Source organism: Pseudalkalibacillus sp. SCS-8, assembly GCF_040126055.1.
GTDB lineage: Bacteria > Bacillota > Bacilli > Bacillales > Fictibacillaceae > Pseudalkalibacillus > Pseudalkalibacillus nanhaiensis.
In genome coordinates this window covers 754,097-771,141 of the sequence record NZ_CP143541.1, presented here as the reverse complement: position 1 = coordinate 771,141, position 17,045 = coordinate 754,097, and the positions used below count along the sequence as shown (strand labels likewise).

Genomic DNA, 17,045 nt, shown 5'->3' with positions numbered 1-17,045 from the left:
TTTTTATGAAAACGCTTTATTGTATTCTTTTCTCCACTTAACTGGAAGTGATTTGGTCGTATCGATTCCTTTTTCAGATAAAATCTGAATTGCGTTCATCTATTCCTTCACCTCAGTCATTGGAGTAGGTCCACTATAGCACGATTTCCAAGGATTTGAAAGTTAAGTTATTGTTATGTGAAAAGAAGGCTCAATACACTGAGAACACTAATGGAACAAATGACGATGACGATCAGACTCGCTCCAAAATAAGCTGCTATGAAGGCGGTCACTGCCCCGACGACACCCATCCACATGTCCCCGTTGAACGTAAGGATGCCTGGAAAGATCAGCGCACCCAGTATTGCAAACGGTACATTCTTCAATACGCCACGTAAAAATGGCGGGATGGACTCCGTGTTTAAGGCGACTAGTGGAAGCATTCTTGGAATGTAGGTTACAATCGCCATACCAAGGATGATCCAAATATAGGTTTCACTCATCAGCCTTCTCCCCTTTCCATATAACCTCTACGACAATTGAAGCAATCAACGTGGAAAGGATGATCGTCCAGCCGGTTGACAAGCCAGTTGTAAAGGTTAAAATACTATTCAACACCGCAGCGATAGAAGCTAACAGGATCACTTTCACAGACTTTCTCGCAGTCGGGACGAGTAGTCCGATGAACAACGCATATAAGGCGATGCCCATACTATTTTGTAAAATCGATGGCAATCCTGAACCAATCATGAAGCCTATACCAGAAAAGACGACCCAGCTGGTCCACACATTGAGACCAAGTCCAATCATAAACGCTGATTGAATTTTATCTTTTTGGATAGACGCTAATGCAAAGGTTTCATCTGTGATGAAAAAGCTATAGATCGCTTTTTTCCATTTGGGTTCATCAGCAGACTGCTCACCGACTGATGCACTCATCAATAAATGACGGATGTTGACGATGAAGGTGGTAAGGATGATTTCAAAGCCACTTATTCCTGCTGCAAACAAAGTCAACGAAATATACTGTGCTGCACCTGCAAAGACAAAAACACTCATGCTGATTGTTTCGAATAGGTTCAGACCAGAGCTTTTGGCTAACAGGCCAAATGTGAAGGCGACTGGCATATAGCCGATTGCAATACTGCTCCCCTTCTGCAGTCCTCGCCTGAAAACCGATGATGTAAGCCGCTCTGCTATAGCGATGTTCATGGGATCCTCACCTTCCGCTTCTTTTGTACGTGGCACGTTATGTATGATATATTGTATGTATTGTATGTTATAACATATTTCTAGTCAAGGAGAATTTCTTATGGCCCATGATGTGAATCAAATGATCGGTGATAAATTAAAAGCAATCCGCACTGAACGTAAACTGAGCTTGGATGAATTGTCGAAAATAACACAGGTGAGTAAAGCGATGCTAGGGCAGATTGAACGGGGAACCTCAAGTCCGACCATCAGTACACTCTGGAAAATTGCTACCGGCCTTGGCATTTCATTTTCCTCGTTCGTTGAGGAAGATACACCGAAATTTTCAAAAGTGAAGATTGATGAAGTGAATCCTTTGCTTGAGGATGAAGGCCGCTATCTCGTTCATACGTTGTTTCCGACTGAACCGAAGCGGAATTTTGAGGTCTATGCCGTAACGATGGAGCCTGGCTGCAAGTACACGAGCCCAGCTCACATCAATGGCGTCGAGGAATATCTTTTTTTGCATGAAGGGGAGATGACGGTAGAGATTGAAGGCTCCGTCCACCATCTAAAAGCCGGGGAAGCATTCCGTTTCTCAGCCGATTATGAACATACATATAAGAATTCATCAGCGGATCCATGTAATTTGTTCCTGATCGTTCATTATTCGTAATGGAGTACAGTATCATTTAATGGAGCTGCGCAAATATGAGCCTATTTTGACGATAATCCATTAAAATACAGAAATTATAAACATATTCTGAGATTTATACGTATATTTCGAGAATTATACGTATATTCGCTAAAATATAGACCAATTACATTTTAAATATGAAGAGGGTGGCCTGCGCCACCCTCTTTTTCAACTCATCCAACCGGTTGAGCGTCTTTTTTCTGTTGTTTGTTCGGTGGTACGTGGATTGCGGTTCCAGTCATGCTTTCGAGCGCTTCCAACCATCCTTCGTTGAAGCTTGGATGCGGGTAGAATGGATACAGGATGTCTTCGTCCCGTGCTGCCATTTCTAATGCTGTAACGCCAGATGAAATCATTTCTACCGCACCTTGCCCGATCATATGAACCCCAAGCAAGAGATCCGTCTTACTGTCTTTGATGATCTTGACGAGGCCTTCTTTTTTACCTGTTATACTCGCAAAACCATTTCCGGACATCGAGAACTGACCGGCAGTCACGTCGAATCCTTCAGCCTTTGCTTCCTCTTCCGTCAAACCAGCATAAGCAATCGGTGTCGACGTGTGGACGACAGTCGGAAGATAGCGGAGATTCAATTCTGTTGACTGACCAGCTGCGTGTTCTGCTGCTACTTTCCCTTGCTTGATCGCTTTGACCGCTAAAGCAGGTCCGATCGTGACATCCCCAACTGCATATACACCTTGCGCACTCGTTTCACTATGCTCGTTCACGACAAGGAATCCGTTGTCATCGGTCTCAACCTTCAATGCGTCCAGTCCTAACTCCTTCGTATTCGGTCTGAAGCCAGCGGATACGAGGAGGTGGCTGCCTTCCAATGTCACTTTTTCCTCCCCTTTTATGAGGTGGAGTGTGACTTGATCTGCATTTGATTCCACTGAATCCAAACTGCTGTCTTTAACAACCTTCACTTTGGACTTTTTCAAGACACGGTTAAGCTCTTTGTTGATGTCCGGATCAAATCCGAGATCACTTTCACCATCCAGCACAATCGTCACTTTTGCGCCAAGTGCATTGAAGCTCGTTGCCGCTTCAAGCGCAATGTAGTCAGACCCATAAATGACGAGATGCTCCGGAATTGCTTCAATCGAGTAGATGTCTTGGGCGGTGTAGACTCGTTCTTCACTCAAATCGACTCCATCAGGAACATGGACAGATGCACCTGTTGCAACGATCGCCTTCTCATATTTGTACATTTCGAACGTATCACCGGATTCGACTCCGATACGGTTACCCGTCATAAAAGATGCCGAACCGTTGATGACTTCAATTTTGTTCGCTTTGCAGAGCGCCTCGACGCCTTTTTGCAAGCCAGAGACCGTCTGGTTCATATATTTCCGGTGCTGTTCCATGTTGAAGTTCGGCTCGCCGGCTTCAATTCCGAGCTGCTGCATATGCTTCCAATCCGAAAGCTTATCCGCTGTATGAGCGAATAGCTTGGACGGAATGCATCCCTTACTCAAACAGATGCCACCGAGTTCTCCTTTTTCAATCAATGTCACTTCCAAACCGAGCTGTGCGGCACGGATGGCGGCGTTATAGCCACCAGGTCCGCCTCCCACGATGATTAGCTCGCGTTCTTGAATCACTTCACCTACAACCATCTATATCAGCTCCAATGTCATTGCTGCAGGGTTCTCAATATAGTGCATGAAACGGTTCGTGAAGGCGACAGCAGTCGCACCGTCCGCTACTCGGTGGTCGAACGTCATTGAGACATTCATGATTGAACGGATCACGATTTCATCATTGATGACGACTGGCATCTTTTTCGTTTTATGGAAGGCCATCAAGCCGACTTCAGGATGATTGATGATCGGCGTCGCTCCAGTACTGCCAAGCGGTCCGACATTACTGATCGTGAACGTTCCGCCTTTCATTTCAGAAGGCTTCAGCTTATTCGTCTTCGCTTTCTGGATCAAATCCTTCATTTCACTGTTGATTGTCGCAATCGACTTTTGCTCGACGTTTTTCACGACTGGAACGATCAGACCATCATCTGCATCTGTTGCAATACCCATGTTCACTTCGCCTTCCAGTCGGATGACTTCGTTCTCTTCATCGAGCTTCGCATTGAAGATCGGATAGTCACGCAACGCCAATTGAAGGGCTTTTACGAAAAACGCTGCAAGAGAGACGTTCATGCCTTTTGATCCATCTGGATCCGCTGCTTTTAGCGATTTTTTCAAGTCTAATAGATTCGTAAGGTCGACCTCGTCAAAATGAGAGACGTGCGGAATCGTATACAAGGATTGGGTCATTTTCTGCGCAATCTGTTTGCGGCGGCCTTTGAACGGAATTTCCTTCGCTTCAAGCGACTTATAGACAGGCTGTTGAGCCACTGAATTTCCGCCCGTTTCTTCCGCCACTGGTTCAGACACAGGCTGTGACTTGCTGCCACCGTCGATGAACGTGTATACGTCCTGTTCGGTCACGCGTCCTCCTGGGCCTGTTCCTTCAATCTGCTCGATATCGACGTTATTGTCCCTTGCGATTTTTCGTGTATATGGAGCCGCCAGCACACGACGTGTCAGGCGTTCCATCGTTTGGACAGCTGTATGGGTACGCTGCTTTTTCACTTCTTCAGCATGCGTGCTCTTCGGCTTTTCTTCCGCCTTAGGAGCATCAGAAGATCCACCTCCGCCAGAGACACTACCCTCTTTTTCAATAAGGATGATCGTCGTTCCGACTGTGACGACTTCTCCTTCCGAAGCTTTGATTTCTTTTACCGTACCTGCGACAGGAGACGGCAGTTCTGCTGTCACTTTGTCCGTTTGGACCTCGACGAGTGGTTGGTCGATCTTGACAGCATCCCCCGGAGAAACATGAAAGTGTGTAATCTCCCCTTCCGTAATTCCTTCGCCAATGTCGTGGAGCTTTACTTCAATCATTTTCTTCCTCCTATCTTAGAAACGTACAGTTTCGATAATCGCTTGCTTGACTCGGTCTGCATTCGGTAAATAGTCATCTTCAATCGCACACATCGGTACGGGTGTATCGTGTCCGGTTACACGCTTGATCGGTGCGCGCATGTATAAGAATGACGTATCGTTGATGAGCGAAACAACGTCGTTCCCGACACCGCCTGTGCCTGGCGCTTCGTGTACGATGACTGCTCGTCCCGTCTTTTGAACGGATTCGGCAATCAGATCTCGGTCCATCGGATAAAGTGTGCGCAGGTCGAGGACGTCACAGTGGATGCCTTCTTCCTCTTCAATTTCCTTCGCTGCCTTCTTGATCACGTCGACCATCGCTCCCCAGGCAATCAACGTGATATCGTCACCTTCCTGTAGACGAGCACCTTTACCGATTTCAACGGTATACTTCTCTTCCGGAACTTCCAGCTTGTGAGAACGGTAGCAGCGCATCGGCTCAAGGAACAGCACTGGATCAGGATCCTCAATACTCGCAATGAGAAGGCCCTTCGCATCATATGCGTTGGATGGAATAACGACCTTGATACCTGGCATATGTGTGAAAAGTGCTTCAACACTGTCTGAGTGGATTTCAGGTGCACGTACACCAGCTCCGAATGGCGCACGAATGACCATAGGTACCGTAAAAGTCCCTAGCGTACGAGATCGAATTCGTGAAGCATGCGTCATAATCTGATTGAATGCAGGATAGATGAATCCAAGGAACTGCATTTCCGCTATCGGACGGAAGCCATTCATCGCAAGGCCGATTGACGTACCGATGATTCCGGATTCAGCGAGTGGTGTATCGATGACACGCTTTTCACCGAATTCAGCTTCCAGTCCATCTGTTGCACGGAATACGCCTCCGTTCTTTCCGACGTCTTCACCGAGGACAAGGATGTCATCGTGCTCACGCATCATCGTCGCCATCGCATCCGTAATCGCTTGTACCATTGTCAGTTTCTGAGTTTTAACGGCTGTACTCATCTATACTTCCTCCTTTACGCGAGCCTTGAATGCATCATACTGATCCTGAACCGACCAAGTAGGCGTTTCGAACACATGGGTGAACATATCGGACGGTTCTGCTGGTCCGTATGCTTCCATATCCTCGACCGCTTTCTCGATTTCTTTCGTAATCTCTTCTTCCACTTGTGCTTTCCATGACTCCTCGAAGTATCCTTTGTTTTGCAAATAGCGCTCGAGACGAAGAAGTGGATCTGTCGTTTCCCGACGACGCTTGCTTTCTTCCTGGTCACGGTATTTGCTTGGATCGTCCGCTGTCGTATGCGCGCCGTAACGGTATGTCACCGCTTCGATCAACGTCGGCCCTTCACCGCGTCGTGCACGATCCATCGCTTTCTTCGTTTCAAAATAAACGACAAAGATATCGTTGCCGTCGAGGCGGACACCTGGGATATCATATGCGACTGCTTTTTGTGCAATCGTCTTCGATTTCATTTGCTTTTCGGTTGGTACTGAAATTGCAAACCCGTTGTTTTGGTTGAAAAAGACGACCGGGGCATTGTATACGCTTGCAAAATTGAGCCCTTCATGGAAGTCTCCTTCGGAAGTCGCTCCGTCACCAAAATAGACGATCGAGCCGCGATCTGTTCCTTTCATTTGCTCTGCCCATGCCGCACCTGTCGCATGAAGGAGCTGGGAAGCGATCGGTACAGCTGGCGGGAAGATGTTCTTTCCTTCCGGCGGCACACAGCCCATCGGATAGCCCTTCCAGTATAAAAACAGATTTCGCGCAGAGTGACCGTAAGTCAACGTTGCTCCGTGGTCACGGTATGTCGGGAACATCCAGTCGCCTTCTTCCAGGACGAGTGAACTTCCGACTTGTGCTGCCTCTTGACCCTCGAACGGGACATACGTACCGATCCGTCCTTGACGCTGCAGGTTGACACTTTTTCGGTCAAACATACGTGCTCGTAACATCATGACATAAAGCTCTTTCGTCAGTTCCTCCGTCATTTGGCTTTCATACTCGGAATTGACGACGATTCCATCTTCATTTAAGATCTGCTTCATCGGAAATTGCGTTTCCATAAGACCCCTCCTTAGTAACGTACGTTCCATTTTGGTCGTTTATCATGACTGAAGAAGCTGTTTCGCTTACGTCTGCTCTCGATTCGATTCTTACAAAACTCATCAGCTGCATCCGCAGTGGAAATGGATTTTTCCCTGGACTGTTGATAGATTTCCAAAAGCGTGTCATAGATTGCTCTCGTTTTTGCCAGGACACGGGCTTTATTCGGCGTATAAAGCTCATCCGATACCTGAATGAGTCCACCCGCATTTACGATATAGTCAGGCGCATAAAGAATGCCTCTTTCTTGTAAAAATGTCCCGTGTTCGTTTCGCAGCAGCTGGTTGTTCGCTGATCCGACAACAGCTTTCACTTTCAGATGTTCGATCGTTTCATCATTAATGATCCCGCCCAACGCGCACGGAATGAAGACATCTGCTGGAACACTGTAAATCTCGTCTCCTTCAACGACTTTCACGTTGCCTTTCATGAGCTCGGCTTTATCAACGATCTGCTGGATCGCTTTTTCATTGATGTCAGTCACGTAGATATCTGCTCCCGCTTCTAGAAGCTGTTCAGCAACCTTGAAGCCGACCTTTCCGAGACCCTGGATGGAGTACGTCTTACCTGAAAGGTCCTCAGACCCGAACAACACGTTGTTCGTCGCTTTCAGACCATATAAAACCCCTTCAGCTGTCGGGACAGAAGAATCTCCGCTCCCACCATACTCCTCAGGAACACCGACGATGCAGTTCGTTTCTTTTAACGCATGAACGAAATCATTCGGCGTTGTCCCCATGTCCGTTCCTGTATAAAAGCGTCCATTCAGCGAGTCGACGAATTGACCGAACGCACGGAACAATTCCGGTGAACGTTCTTTGAGAGGATCACCGATAATGACCGCTTTACCGCCTCCAAAATCGACGTCTGCTGCCGCACACTTGTACGTCATCCCTTTTGACAGACGCAAGACATCTTCAATCGCCTCATCCGTGGATTTATACGGGCGCATCCGGCAACCGCCCAATGCCGGACCGAGTGTCGTATTATGTATGGCGATGATCGCCTTCAACCCTGTATGTTCATCATTACAAAACAGCAATTGCTCATGCTCATTAATGCGTTCAAACATGCTGCATCCCCCAATACTATTAATCTTTCAAAATTTCTAACTAGTAAACGCTTTCATAAAATCACAAATAAAAAACGTGGATCAAACTTTCATGGATTCGATTTTTCCCTGGATCATCTCTCGCGGCAGGATGTATTGTGTAACTTCCCCTTCACCGATTTTTTCTTTCTCGTTTCGGACCTCGAGGTCACAAATGACAGCTTTACCCTTTAGTTCTCGTAGAGTCGCTGTTACCGTGATTTCACTGCCCTCCGGTGTCGGATTCAGATGTCTCGCTGAAACGCCCCCACCGATTCCTTCTTCATGATCTTCAAGATACGGAAGGATGATCTGTCGCGCCGCCCATTCCATGTGATAAACCATCGAGACCGTCGAATAAGCTGGATGGACAACGTTACCTTCAAACTGCGCAAACATTTCCGGTGTCACTTTAGCGGTTATTGTCGCTTTTTGCCCGACTTCCATTCCTGGCTTCAAATTTTCCGCCCCCTTTTGCTTCATTCCATCGTTTTATTTCACGCGTATCATTCTTATACAATATGACGTTTATTTAACGATATAATATCATTTTGTTAAATAAAAAGCAATGTAACGAAAGGCTGCCCCAGGCGTTTGAGCCCTTGTCATGAAAGGATTGCCATAAAAAAAGATGACCCTGAACGTACGTAACGTACAGCTTGGGTCATCCCTTGATGTGTATGAAATTCTTCCGTTATGCTCTTGGATATTCCTGGGAGAGTGGGTGGAGCATGATCTCGTCAACGACCATATGCTTCCCGGCAGATGCCATATAACAAACAGCCTCTGCGATGTCATCAACCTTCAACCAATCTTCCTTATGGGTCTCACCTTGTTTAGAACCGCCAAAATAGGTGTCGATTGCTCCTGGATTGACCGTTCCCATTCGGATGCCATACTCCTTCACTTCCTGAGCGACCGATCCGATGAAGCCTTGGACCGCATATTTTGTCGCCGTATAGGCGGAGCCGTTCGCTATCGCTCTTCTTCCAACATCCGATGAAATCGTAACAATCGTACCTGCTTTCTCCTTTTTCATGTATGGGAGTACAGCACGGGTTGTAAGGAAGACCCCTTTCGTATTAACGGCAAACACCTTGTCCCATTCCTCTACAGTCGTTTCCTCGACGGTTTTGAAGAATCCAATTCCAGCATTGTTTACGAGAATATCTATTTTTCCGTATTTCTCAATCGTTTGTTTCATCGCTTGTTCGACTTGTTGTTCATCTGAAACATCTGCCTGGAGGCTGAGTACTTCTGCACCGTTCTCCTCAAGCTCTTTTCCGGTTTCATGGATTTGTTCGGAAGAGCCGATGATCGCAAGCTTCGCACCTTCTGACATGAATCTTGTTGCGATGGCCTTACCAGCACCTCTTGATGCACCAGTTACAACGGCTACCTTTTCATTTAGCATCAATGAATTCTCCTTTCTCGGGCTACATTCTATGTTGTCGCCCTTATTGTACTACAAGTCTACCCAAACATTCGAATCCTGAGCTAAATTTGGAGGTGCAACCCGGCCTGTGGCTGTGAATTCCTGAAAATATGGAGCGGATTCCTGAAATTTTGGTCGGGATTCCTGAAAACGTGCATGGGATTCCTGAATTTTTGTACGAATTCCTGAAACAGTGCAGATAATTCCTGAATTCAGTACCTATTTACTACTCTCATAAAAGAAAAAAGCAGCTGATCGCCAGCTGCTTTTTACACATCCAATCTTCAATTATCCTCCGAATACACCGAGTGCATCCAGGAAGACGATGATGATCAAGAACGGCACGAAATATTTAAGGACGAGGAGCCATAGCGCAAGAAGCTTCTTGCCGCGGCTGCTGCCGTCAGTCAATTCTTCAATCAATACTTCACGCTTCATCTTCAATGGTACGAAGATGGAAATCAATAATGCACCAATCGGTAGCATGATGTTACTGACCAGGTAGTCCATTAAATCGAAGATCGTCTTGTCGAACAGTTTCACATCTGCAAGTAATCCATAAGAAAGTGCAGAAGGGATACCTACGGCAAAAATCGTCAGACCGACAATCCAGGAAGACTTCGAACGGCGTTGACCTGCGTTTTTCGATACGGATGCAACAATGATTTCAAGCATCGAGAACGCTGATGTCAATGTCGCGAAAAGGAACAGAGCCAAGAATACAATGAAGAAGAGTGTCCCTCCTGGCATTTCCGAAAAGACCGATGGAAGTACGATGAACAACAGTCCTGGTCCTTCAGTTGGCTCAAATCCAAATGAGAAGACTGCCGGGAAGATCGCAAGTCCGGAAAGGACCGTAATGAATATGTTCATAAGAACAATGGATGTTGCTGATCGACCGAGACTTTCCGTCTTAGACAAGTACGAGCTGTATGTCACCATCACTGAGACACCAAGGCTCAGAGAGAAGAAGGATTGTCCAAGTGCGAACAACACTCCTTCAGACGTCAGCTTCGAGAAGTCTGGCTGAAGGAAGAATTGGACCCCTTCCATTGCTCCCTCCAATGTCAGAGAGCGTGCAATGAGGATGATGAAAAGAATGAATAAGGCTGGCATCATCCATTTGCTTGCTTTTTCAATACCTTGTTTAATGCCTTTGGCAACCACGAAAATTGTCAAAAGGATAAATGCAAGCTGAGAACCCACAGCCGTCCATGGGTTGGAAATGATGGTTCCGAATAATTGTTCATAATTGTCGACACCAGAAACGTATCCCGTGATACTGGCACCGAAGTAGAGGAGGATCCAACCTCCGATGACGCTATAAAACGATAATAGAATGAATGCAGTGAAAACGCCGATACGACCGATGAATTCCCAACCAGGGGCTATGGATCGATAGGCAGATATGGCTTCTTTCTGTGTACTTCGTCCAATCACAAATTCAGCGAGCAACAGTGGGAAACCAACAAGGAATGTAAAGAGTAAGAATACAAGGAAAAAGGCTCCTCCCCCGCTTGTCCCAGCAACATAAGGGAATTTCCAAATGGCGCCGAGTCCGATTGCGGATCCTGCTGCAGCTAGTATGAATGTGAGTTTAGATGTCCATTGCTCTTGTTGTGCCATAAGTACCTCCAGGTTCTAAGTAAAAGAGTTTCAGTTAATGTTTAGTTGTAACAAACAATTCTTTATAAGGCAAGAGGAAATTTTTTCGCACCAAAGCTTTCAAGTGTTAAAGTGATTTCTTTCAAACAACGATAACGATCTTTTTCAACAGGATTAAAGCAACTGTTGCGTCTTGTTGAGCGTTTCCTTCGCTTGCTTCTTCATGCGCTCGAGTAACTCTTCCACAGTCGGGATGTCGTTGATCAGGCCTGCGATTTGACCGGAATTGATGAAGCCTTTGTCAAAATCACCCTCAACAGCGCCTTTACGGTGATAATCCTCTGTCGTCTTGTTGATGAATACTTCCACATCCGCTCCTGAGGCTTCCTCTTTCAACAATTCCAATGCATAAGGTGTTTTCATAAGGCGGCGGATTTTTCCGTAAGAACGACCAACAATCGTCGTTTCTGTATCTGTCGCCTCAATCAACTTTTGTTTGTAGTTTTCATGGAACGCACCTTCCTGCGTTGCAATGAAACGTGTCCCCATTTGGACTCCGGAAGCTCCTAGTGAGAGAGCAGCCGCCAGGCCTCTTCCGTCACCGATTCCACCAGCCGCAATGACAGGGATATCAACAGCATCGACAATCTGTGGAATCAACGTCATAGTCGTCGACTCCTCGGTTGCATTGATCCCTGCTGCTTCATACCCTTCGGCAACAACGATATCAGCCCCAGCTTGTTCAGCCTTTTTTGCATGCTTGACTGATGCAACAACACAAATGACCGTCAGCCCTCTTTCCTTGAACTTCGGAATGAACGGTGCTGGATTCCCTGCTGACAGAACGACGACAGGAATTTCATATTCGAACAGCAGCATTGCCGTCTCCTTCACAGCAGGCGAAACACTCAACGGGATGTTCACCGCAAAAGGCTTGTCGGTCCGCTCTTTCGTGTCTTTGATCAGTCCTTCAATTTCGTCGGGCAGCATCGTTCCAATACCTAATGTACCAAGCCCGCCAGCTTCAGATATCGCAGCTGTCAGCGGTGCATTCGAAACGTTCCCCATCCCGCCTTGGATGATCGGATACTTAATCTTAAGCAAATCATATAATCGGTTCATAAAATGAAAATCCTTTCTATGGTGTCAGGCACCATTTCAAAACGCAGTCCCCTCAAGGGGTTGAAAATGGTGCCTGACACTTTTTAGAAACCCTTGATCCATCTACGTTTTGTTAAGGTGTCTGACACTTCTGTCACTTATGTTATACTTTAGAAAACGTTTTCAAGGAGGTTTATTATGCTTTACCCATATAACGGTAAAAATCCGAAAGTCGATGATTCCGTCTTTATCGCGCCTGGAGTACATATTATTGGTGATGTAACAATCGGCAAGAATTCGAGTGTTTGGTTCAACACTGTCGTCCGTGGAGACGAAGCTCCGATCATCATCGGGGAACGGTGCAACATCCAGGATAATTGCACGTGTCATCTCTACGAAGAATTCCCGCTCATCCTGGAAGACGAAGTATCTGTCGGGCACAATGTCATCCTCCACGGTTGCACGATTCGTAAAGGTGCCCTGATCGGGATGGGTGCGACGATCCTCGATGGTGCTGAAATCGGAGAATCTGCCTTCATTGGAGCGAATACATTGATTCCTCCAGGCAAAAAAATCCCCCCGCGGACGATGGTCATGGGTTCACCAGGCAAAGTCATCCGGGAGCTGACAGACAAAGACTTGGAACTCATCCAACTAACAATTGATACGTACGAACAAAAGGGCAAAGAATTTAAAGAAAACTTAGGTGAGATCAAGCTGTAAGCGCCGATCGAACCTTAGTTGCGCTTATACTGGTATCCACCCTTTTCAACAACGTCGACATGACAACCTGCTGAAAAGGAATCGGATAACCAGTGTAAAGAAAACTTAGGCGAAATCAATCTATAAGCGATTGAGCCTTAGTTCCTCGAAAAAGGGAACTTTTGCTTCGTGCGATGTAAATGCTTTCGAAGCTTCAAGCTTGTGCACTTATACTGGTAACCCTAGTTTCATAGATGAGGGGCTGACAATTGTCAGTCCCTCATTTGTTGGTATGATCAATGATTAACGGGTGGTTCAACGCATCATATTTTTTATCACGGTTTTTCACTTCGTTTCCTTCACTGAATACATCCTCAAAGAAACGGCTGGCTGGTTGGGCGAGTGCCTTGTAATAATCACTGAACAGGCTAGCCGCATAATCCCCGAGCCATTTTTTCGGCAACAATTCTTCAGGCAGTCCTGGATCGACGAACAAGAATTTACGGTATTCATGGACAAGCTTCGTCCGCTCGACAAAGCATTCACCGTCCGACATCTCACCTTTTTCAATCTTGTTCTTATCCATCACATATTTCTGGCTGTACGTTTTGATGAACTCATCGTACTTCGCATTGATCTCATTCAGGTCCCAGCATTCTTCAACGAGCTTCTCGCTTTCATGCGGTCCCTTGTATTCAGAAACGAAGAAATGCACATAATCCCCGATTTCATACTTCTCGATCATCTGCTTCACTTGCTTCTCCTGCTTGTTCGGAGAGATCCAGAAGCTATTGGACAAAAGTCCGAACCCGCTCCACACGAGTTCTTTCCTCAGTTCGTCCCGGATGTGCCTTTTTTCTTCAGGAATCGTATACGTAAACATCCTCCACTGCCCGTCCCAGCTCTCAGGCTGAAGCTTGAAAATACGCTTCGCCGCTTCTTCAATCCGAGCAACGCCAGGTTCCGTCAAGCGGTAGTAGCTCTTATTCCCTTTCCGTTCAGCTGTCACCCAGCCCTGCTTGTTCATGCGTGAAATCGCAGCACGGACAGACTGCTCGTTATGACCGAACTCTTTTAACAGCCGAATCAAGCTACCAATCCATATGTCATTGCCGTAATGGCGTATATAATCTCCATATAACGTAAAAATCATCGAACGTGTGTTCAAACTGTTCTGCACTGTGCTCATCCTTTTCCGGTTCAATCTAACAAAATCATCCCTTTATGATACTAAATATCATGTACCCTCTCAATCTTTCTCTCTATAACGGTGAAAAGGATGGCCATTCTGTTCGTGTTATTCTCCCTTGAATTCAGGCGGACGCTTTTCACCGAATGCAACTAACGCCTCAACACGGTCCTTTGTAGGGATCGTCACCTCGTATGCTTTCGCTTCTAAGTTCAACCCTGTTTCCAAATCGACGTTCATGCCTTGCTTGATAGCAAACTTCGCTTGTTTCAAGGCAATCGGACCATTGCTTAACATTCTTTCTGCCCATTGTTCAGCCGTTTCAATCAATTTATCGGAAGAAACGACCTCATTCAAAATTCCGTATTGTAATGCTTCTTCTGAAGAGAGCTTTTTCGCTGTCAAAATCAGTTCCATCGCCTTCGCTTGTCCGATCAAACGCGGCAAACGCTGTGTACCGCCAGCTCCTGGGATGATCGCCCAGCCAAGCTCCGTCAAGCCCATCTTCGTATCCTCGACTGCGATACGGAAGTCACATGCAAGCGCAAGCTCGAAGCCACCACCGAATGCATAACCGTTCATTGCGGCAATCGTCGGTTGAGGCAGCTTATCGACAGCCGTAAACACGTCTCTGATTTTCGAGACATTACGTCGCACTTCATTTTCAGTCAATGTTTTACGCTCTTTCAAATCAGCACCTGCACTGAATGCCTTCTCTCCAGCACCAGTGAAAATGACGACACGTGCTTCAGGGTTATGATGGATCTCTTCTACGATCTCACCAAGCTGCTTCAACGTTTCGTAATTAAAACAGTTCAACACATCCGGTCGGTTCAAAGTTACGTATGCGATATGATTTTTCACTTCATATAAAATCGATGACATCCTAACGCCTCCTAGTATGATTAGTCGTTGTATCCTTCTACGATTGCTGCGATTCCTTGACCGACGCCAATACACATCGTAGCCAGTCCATATTGGGTTTTCTGTTTACGCATCTCATGTAAAAGCGTTGTGAGTATTCGTGCGCCGCTCGCTCCCAGCGGGTGACCGTAGGCAATCGCTCCACCATTGATGTTCACCCTGGATGGATTCAATTCAAGCTGACGGATACATTCGAGAGACTGTGAAGCGAATGCCTCGTTCAACTCAATGAGTCCAAGATCGCTTGAAGAAAGTCCCGCACGCTTCAATGCTTTACGGGAAGCATGAATCGGTCCAAGACCCATAACACGAGGCTCAAGGCCAGCTGTTGCAGAAGTGACGTATTTCGCCATCGGCTTCAAACCGAGTTCCTCTGCTTTTTCCTTGCTCATGATGAGCAGGGCCGATGCACCGTCGTTTATGCCTGAAGCATTTCCGGCTGTAATGGTACCATCTTTAAATAGCGGCTTTAATGTACTGAGCTTTTCCAAAGAGCTGTTCGGACGAGGGTGCTCATCTGTATCGACGACGATTTCGTTTCCTCTGCGATCCTTGTAAACAACCGGAACAATTTCATCCTTTAATCGTCCTTCTTCCATTGCGCGTTTCGCTTTCATTTGGCTTTCATACGCAAACTGATCCTGTTCCTCACGTGTAATACCGTAGTCTTGCGCTACATTTTCAGCTGTTTCCGGCATGCTGTCTGTACCAAACTTTTCTTCCAAAGCCGGATTTACAAAGCGCCAGCCGATCGTCGTGTCGAACATTTCCATGTTGCCACGCGGGAACTCCTTCTCCGGCTTTGCCATTACGTAAGGTGCCCGCGTCATGCTTTCTGTACCGCCAGCGATGAAGATATCCCCTTCATTAGCCATGATGGCACGTGCCGCGTAAGTGACAGCGTCAAGACCCGATCCACACAGACGGTTGATGGTTGTACCGCCGACTTCAACAGGTAGGTCAGCTAGCAACGCCGACATACGGGCGACGTTTCGGTTTTCTTCACCAGCCCCATTTGCGTTGCCGAAAACGACCTCTTCAATTTGTTCCTTAGGTAAACCAGGATTACGTTCAAGCAATGATTTTATGACGATGCTTCCGAGGTCGTCCGGACGGACCTCTTTCAGTGCTCCTTTATATCGACCGATCGGTGTGCGTACTGCATCAACTATGACGACTTCACGCATGTTCATTTTCCTCCTCGTTCGCTGTAATCATAAACACCCATGCCTGATTTGCGTCCCAGTCGTCCTGCCTTTACGTATTTGACAAGCAGCGGGCAAGGGCGATATTTCTCACCAAGTGTTTCATGAAGGTATTTCAGATTGTTCAATCGCGTATCGAGACCGACAAGATCGCCAAGCTCGAATGGTCCCATCGGATAGTTAAGACCTAGCTTGATCGCTTTGTCGATATCTTCTGGTGAGCCTACGCCTTCTTGAAGCATGTAGAACGCTTCATTTCCGACAAGAGCACTGATACGGCTCGTAACGAAGCCAGGGAATTCATTGACCGTAACGGTTTCTTTCCCCATTTTTGCAGCAACCTCATTTGCCACCTTCACCGTCTCATCCTCTGTATCAAGACCCTTGACGATTTCAATGAGTGGCATCTTATGGACCGGATTGAAAAAGTGCATTGCAATGACTTTTCCTGGTCGGTTTGTGAAGGAAGCGATCTCGGTCGGGCTCATTGTAGACGTATTCGTTGCAAAATAGCAATGGTCCGGTGCATGCTTGTCGATCGTTTCGAAGACGTTCTTTTTGATTTCAATGTTCTCAGGGACGGCTTCAATGACCAAGTCGGTGCTCGCTACGGTTTCCTCAAGGTTCGGAGAGAAGCTCATACGCTCCATGCTTTCATTCGCATCATTTTCGGTGATTTTATTACGCTGAATCCCCTTCTTGAATATTGAATGAATCTCTGTTTCTGCGCTAGCGAGCGCTTGCTCGGATATGTCTACTAGCGTCGTTTTGTATCCTCCAACAGCAGCGACATAGGCGATTCCTCTTCCCATGACACCTGAACCGATGACTGTAATATGGTTGATCATGCTCTTCCACTCCCTTAAATGGATATGTAATGGTATGTTTTTCACGTTCAT

17 protein-coding genes are annotated in these 17,045 nt (G+C 46.6%); 2 read left to right on the top strand and 15 right to left on the bottom strand.

Annotated elements, in window-relative coordinates; genetic code table 11:
- Positions 1-173: 173 nt before the first annotated feature.
- Together V1497_RS03930 and V1497_RS03925 are read right to left on the bottom strand one after the other, a co-directional pair.
- Positions 174-482, bottom strand: coding sequence for an AzlD domain-containing protein (locus tag V1497_RS03930; protein ID WP_349409669.1), 309 nt, complete (start codon positions 480-482; stop codon positions 174-176).
- Positions 475-1,191, bottom strand: coding sequence for an AzlC family ABC transporter permease (locus tag V1497_RS03925; RefSeq protein WP_349409668.1), 717 nt, complete (start codon positions 1,189-1,191; stop codon positions 475-477). Before V1497_RS03925 ends, V1497_RS03930 begins: the two co-directional genes overlap by 8 nt.
- A 100-nt stretch (positions 1,192-1,291) precedes the next feature.
- On the opposite strand from V1497_RS03925, the gene V1497_RS03920 reads away from it, so the two are divergent.
- Positions 1,292-1,846 (top strand): helix-turn-helix domain-containing protein, encoded by a 555-nt coding sequence (locus tag V1497_RS03920; RefSeq protein WP_349409667.1) that lies wholly within the window; start codon positions 1,292-1,294, stop codon positions 1,844-1,846.
- Between the two features lie 194 nt (positions 1,847-2,040).
- On the opposite strand, the gene lpdA is transcribed toward V1497_RS03920, so the two are convergent.
- The 9 genes from lpdA to V1497_RS03875 form a co-directional block, all read right to left on the bottom strand.
- Positions 2,041-3,486, bottom strand: coding sequence for a dihydrolipoyl dehydrogenase (gene lpdA / locus V1497_RS03915; protein WP_349409666.1), 1,446 nt, complete (start codon positions 3,484-3,486; stop codon positions 2,041-2,043).
- Positions 3,487-4,773 (bottom strand): dihydrolipoamide acetyltransferase family protein, encoded by a 1,287-nt coding sequence (locus V1497_RS03910; RefSeq protein WP_349409665.1) that lies wholly within the window; start codon positions 4,771-4,773, stop codon positions 3,487-3,489.
- Positions 4,774-4,788: 15 nt separating this feature from the next.
- Positions 4,789-5,787, bottom strand: a complete 999-nt coding sequence (locus V1497_RS03905; protein WP_349409664.1) for an alpha-ketoacid dehydrogenase subunit beta — start codon at positions 5,785-5,787, stop codon at positions 4,789-4,791.
- Positions 5,788-6,855, bottom strand: coding sequence for a pyruvate dehydrogenase (acetyl-transferring) E1 component subunit alpha (pdhA, locus tag V1497_RS03900; RefSeq protein WP_349409663.1), 1,068 nt, complete (start codon positions 6,853-6,855; stop codon positions 5,788-5,790).
- A gap of 11 nt (positions 6,856-6,866) precedes the next feature.
- Complete coding sequence (locus V1497_RS03895; RefSeq protein WP_349409662.1) at positions 6,867-7,967, bottom strand: Glu/Leu/Phe/Val dehydrogenase dimerization domain-containing protein; 1,101 nt, start codon at positions 7,965-7,967, stop codon at positions 6,867-6,869.
- 81 nt (positions 7,968-8,048) lie between these two features.
- Positions 8,049-8,444 carry a thioesterase family protein gene (locus V1497_RS03890; protein ID WP_349409661.1) on the bottom strand — a complete coding sequence of 132 codons (396 nt, stop codon included), beginning with the start codon at positions 8,442-8,444 and terminating at the stop codon, positions 8,049-8,051.
- 235 nt (positions 8,445-8,679) lie between these two features.
- Positions 8,680-9,399, bottom strand: coding sequence for an SDR family oxidoreductase (locus tag V1497_RS03885; protein WP_349409660.1), 720 nt, complete (start codon positions 9,397-9,399; stop codon positions 8,680-8,682).
- A 309-nt stretch (positions 9,400-9,708) separates the two neighbouring features.
- Entirely contained in the window at positions 9,709-11,046 is a 1,338-nt protein-coding gene (locus V1497_RS03880) for a sodium-dependent transporter (protein ID WP_349409659.1), read from the bottom strand.
- Positions 11,047-11,199: 153 nt separating this feature from the next.
- Entirely contained in the window at positions 11,200-12,147 is a 948-nt protein-coding gene (locus V1497_RS03875; protein WP_349409658.1) for an NAD(P)H-dependent flavin oxidoreductase, read from the bottom strand.
- Positions 12,148-12,324: 177 nt separating this feature from the next.
- Here V1497_RS03875 and V1497_RS03870 point away from each other — a divergent pair, with 177 nt between their 5' ends.
- On the top strand, positions 12,325-12,849 hold the full coding sequence (locus V1497_RS03870; RefSeq protein WP_349409657.1) for a gamma carbonic anhydrase family protein: 525 nt from the start codon (positions 12,325-12,327) through the stop codon (positions 12,847-12,849).
- A gap of 259 nt (positions 12,850-13,108) precedes the next feature.
- Here V1497_RS03870 and paaX read toward each other — a convergent pair whose 3' ends face one another.
- From paaX to V1497_RS03850, 4 genes are all read right to left on the bottom strand, one after another.
- Positions 13,109-13,981: a phenylacetic acid degradation operon negative regulatory protein PaaX gene (gene paaX / locus V1497_RS03865; RefSeq protein ID WP_349410741.1), complete on the bottom strand. Its 873-nt coding sequence runs from the start codon at positions 13,979-13,981 to the stop codon at positions 13,109-13,111.
- Positions 13,982-14,125: 144 nt separating this feature from the next.
- On the bottom strand, positions 14,126-14,902 hold the full coding sequence (locus tag V1497_RS03860) for an enoyl-CoA hydratase-related protein (protein ID WP_349409656.1): 777 nt from the start codon (positions 14,900-14,902) through the stop codon (positions 14,126-14,128).
- A gap of 20 nt (positions 14,903-14,922) precedes the next feature.
- Complete coding sequence (locus V1497_RS03855) at positions 14,923-16,128, bottom strand: acetyl-CoA C-acyltransferase (protein ID WP_349409655.1); 1,206 nt, start codon at positions 16,126-16,128, stop codon at positions 14,923-14,925.
- Positions 16,129-16,130: 2 nt separating this feature from the next.
- Entirely contained in the window at positions 16,131-16,994 is an 864-nt protein-coding gene (locus V1497_RS03850; protein ID WP_349409654.1) for a 3-hydroxyacyl-CoA dehydrogenase, read from the bottom strand.
- Between the last annotated feature and the right edge of the window lie 51 nt (positions 16,995-17,045).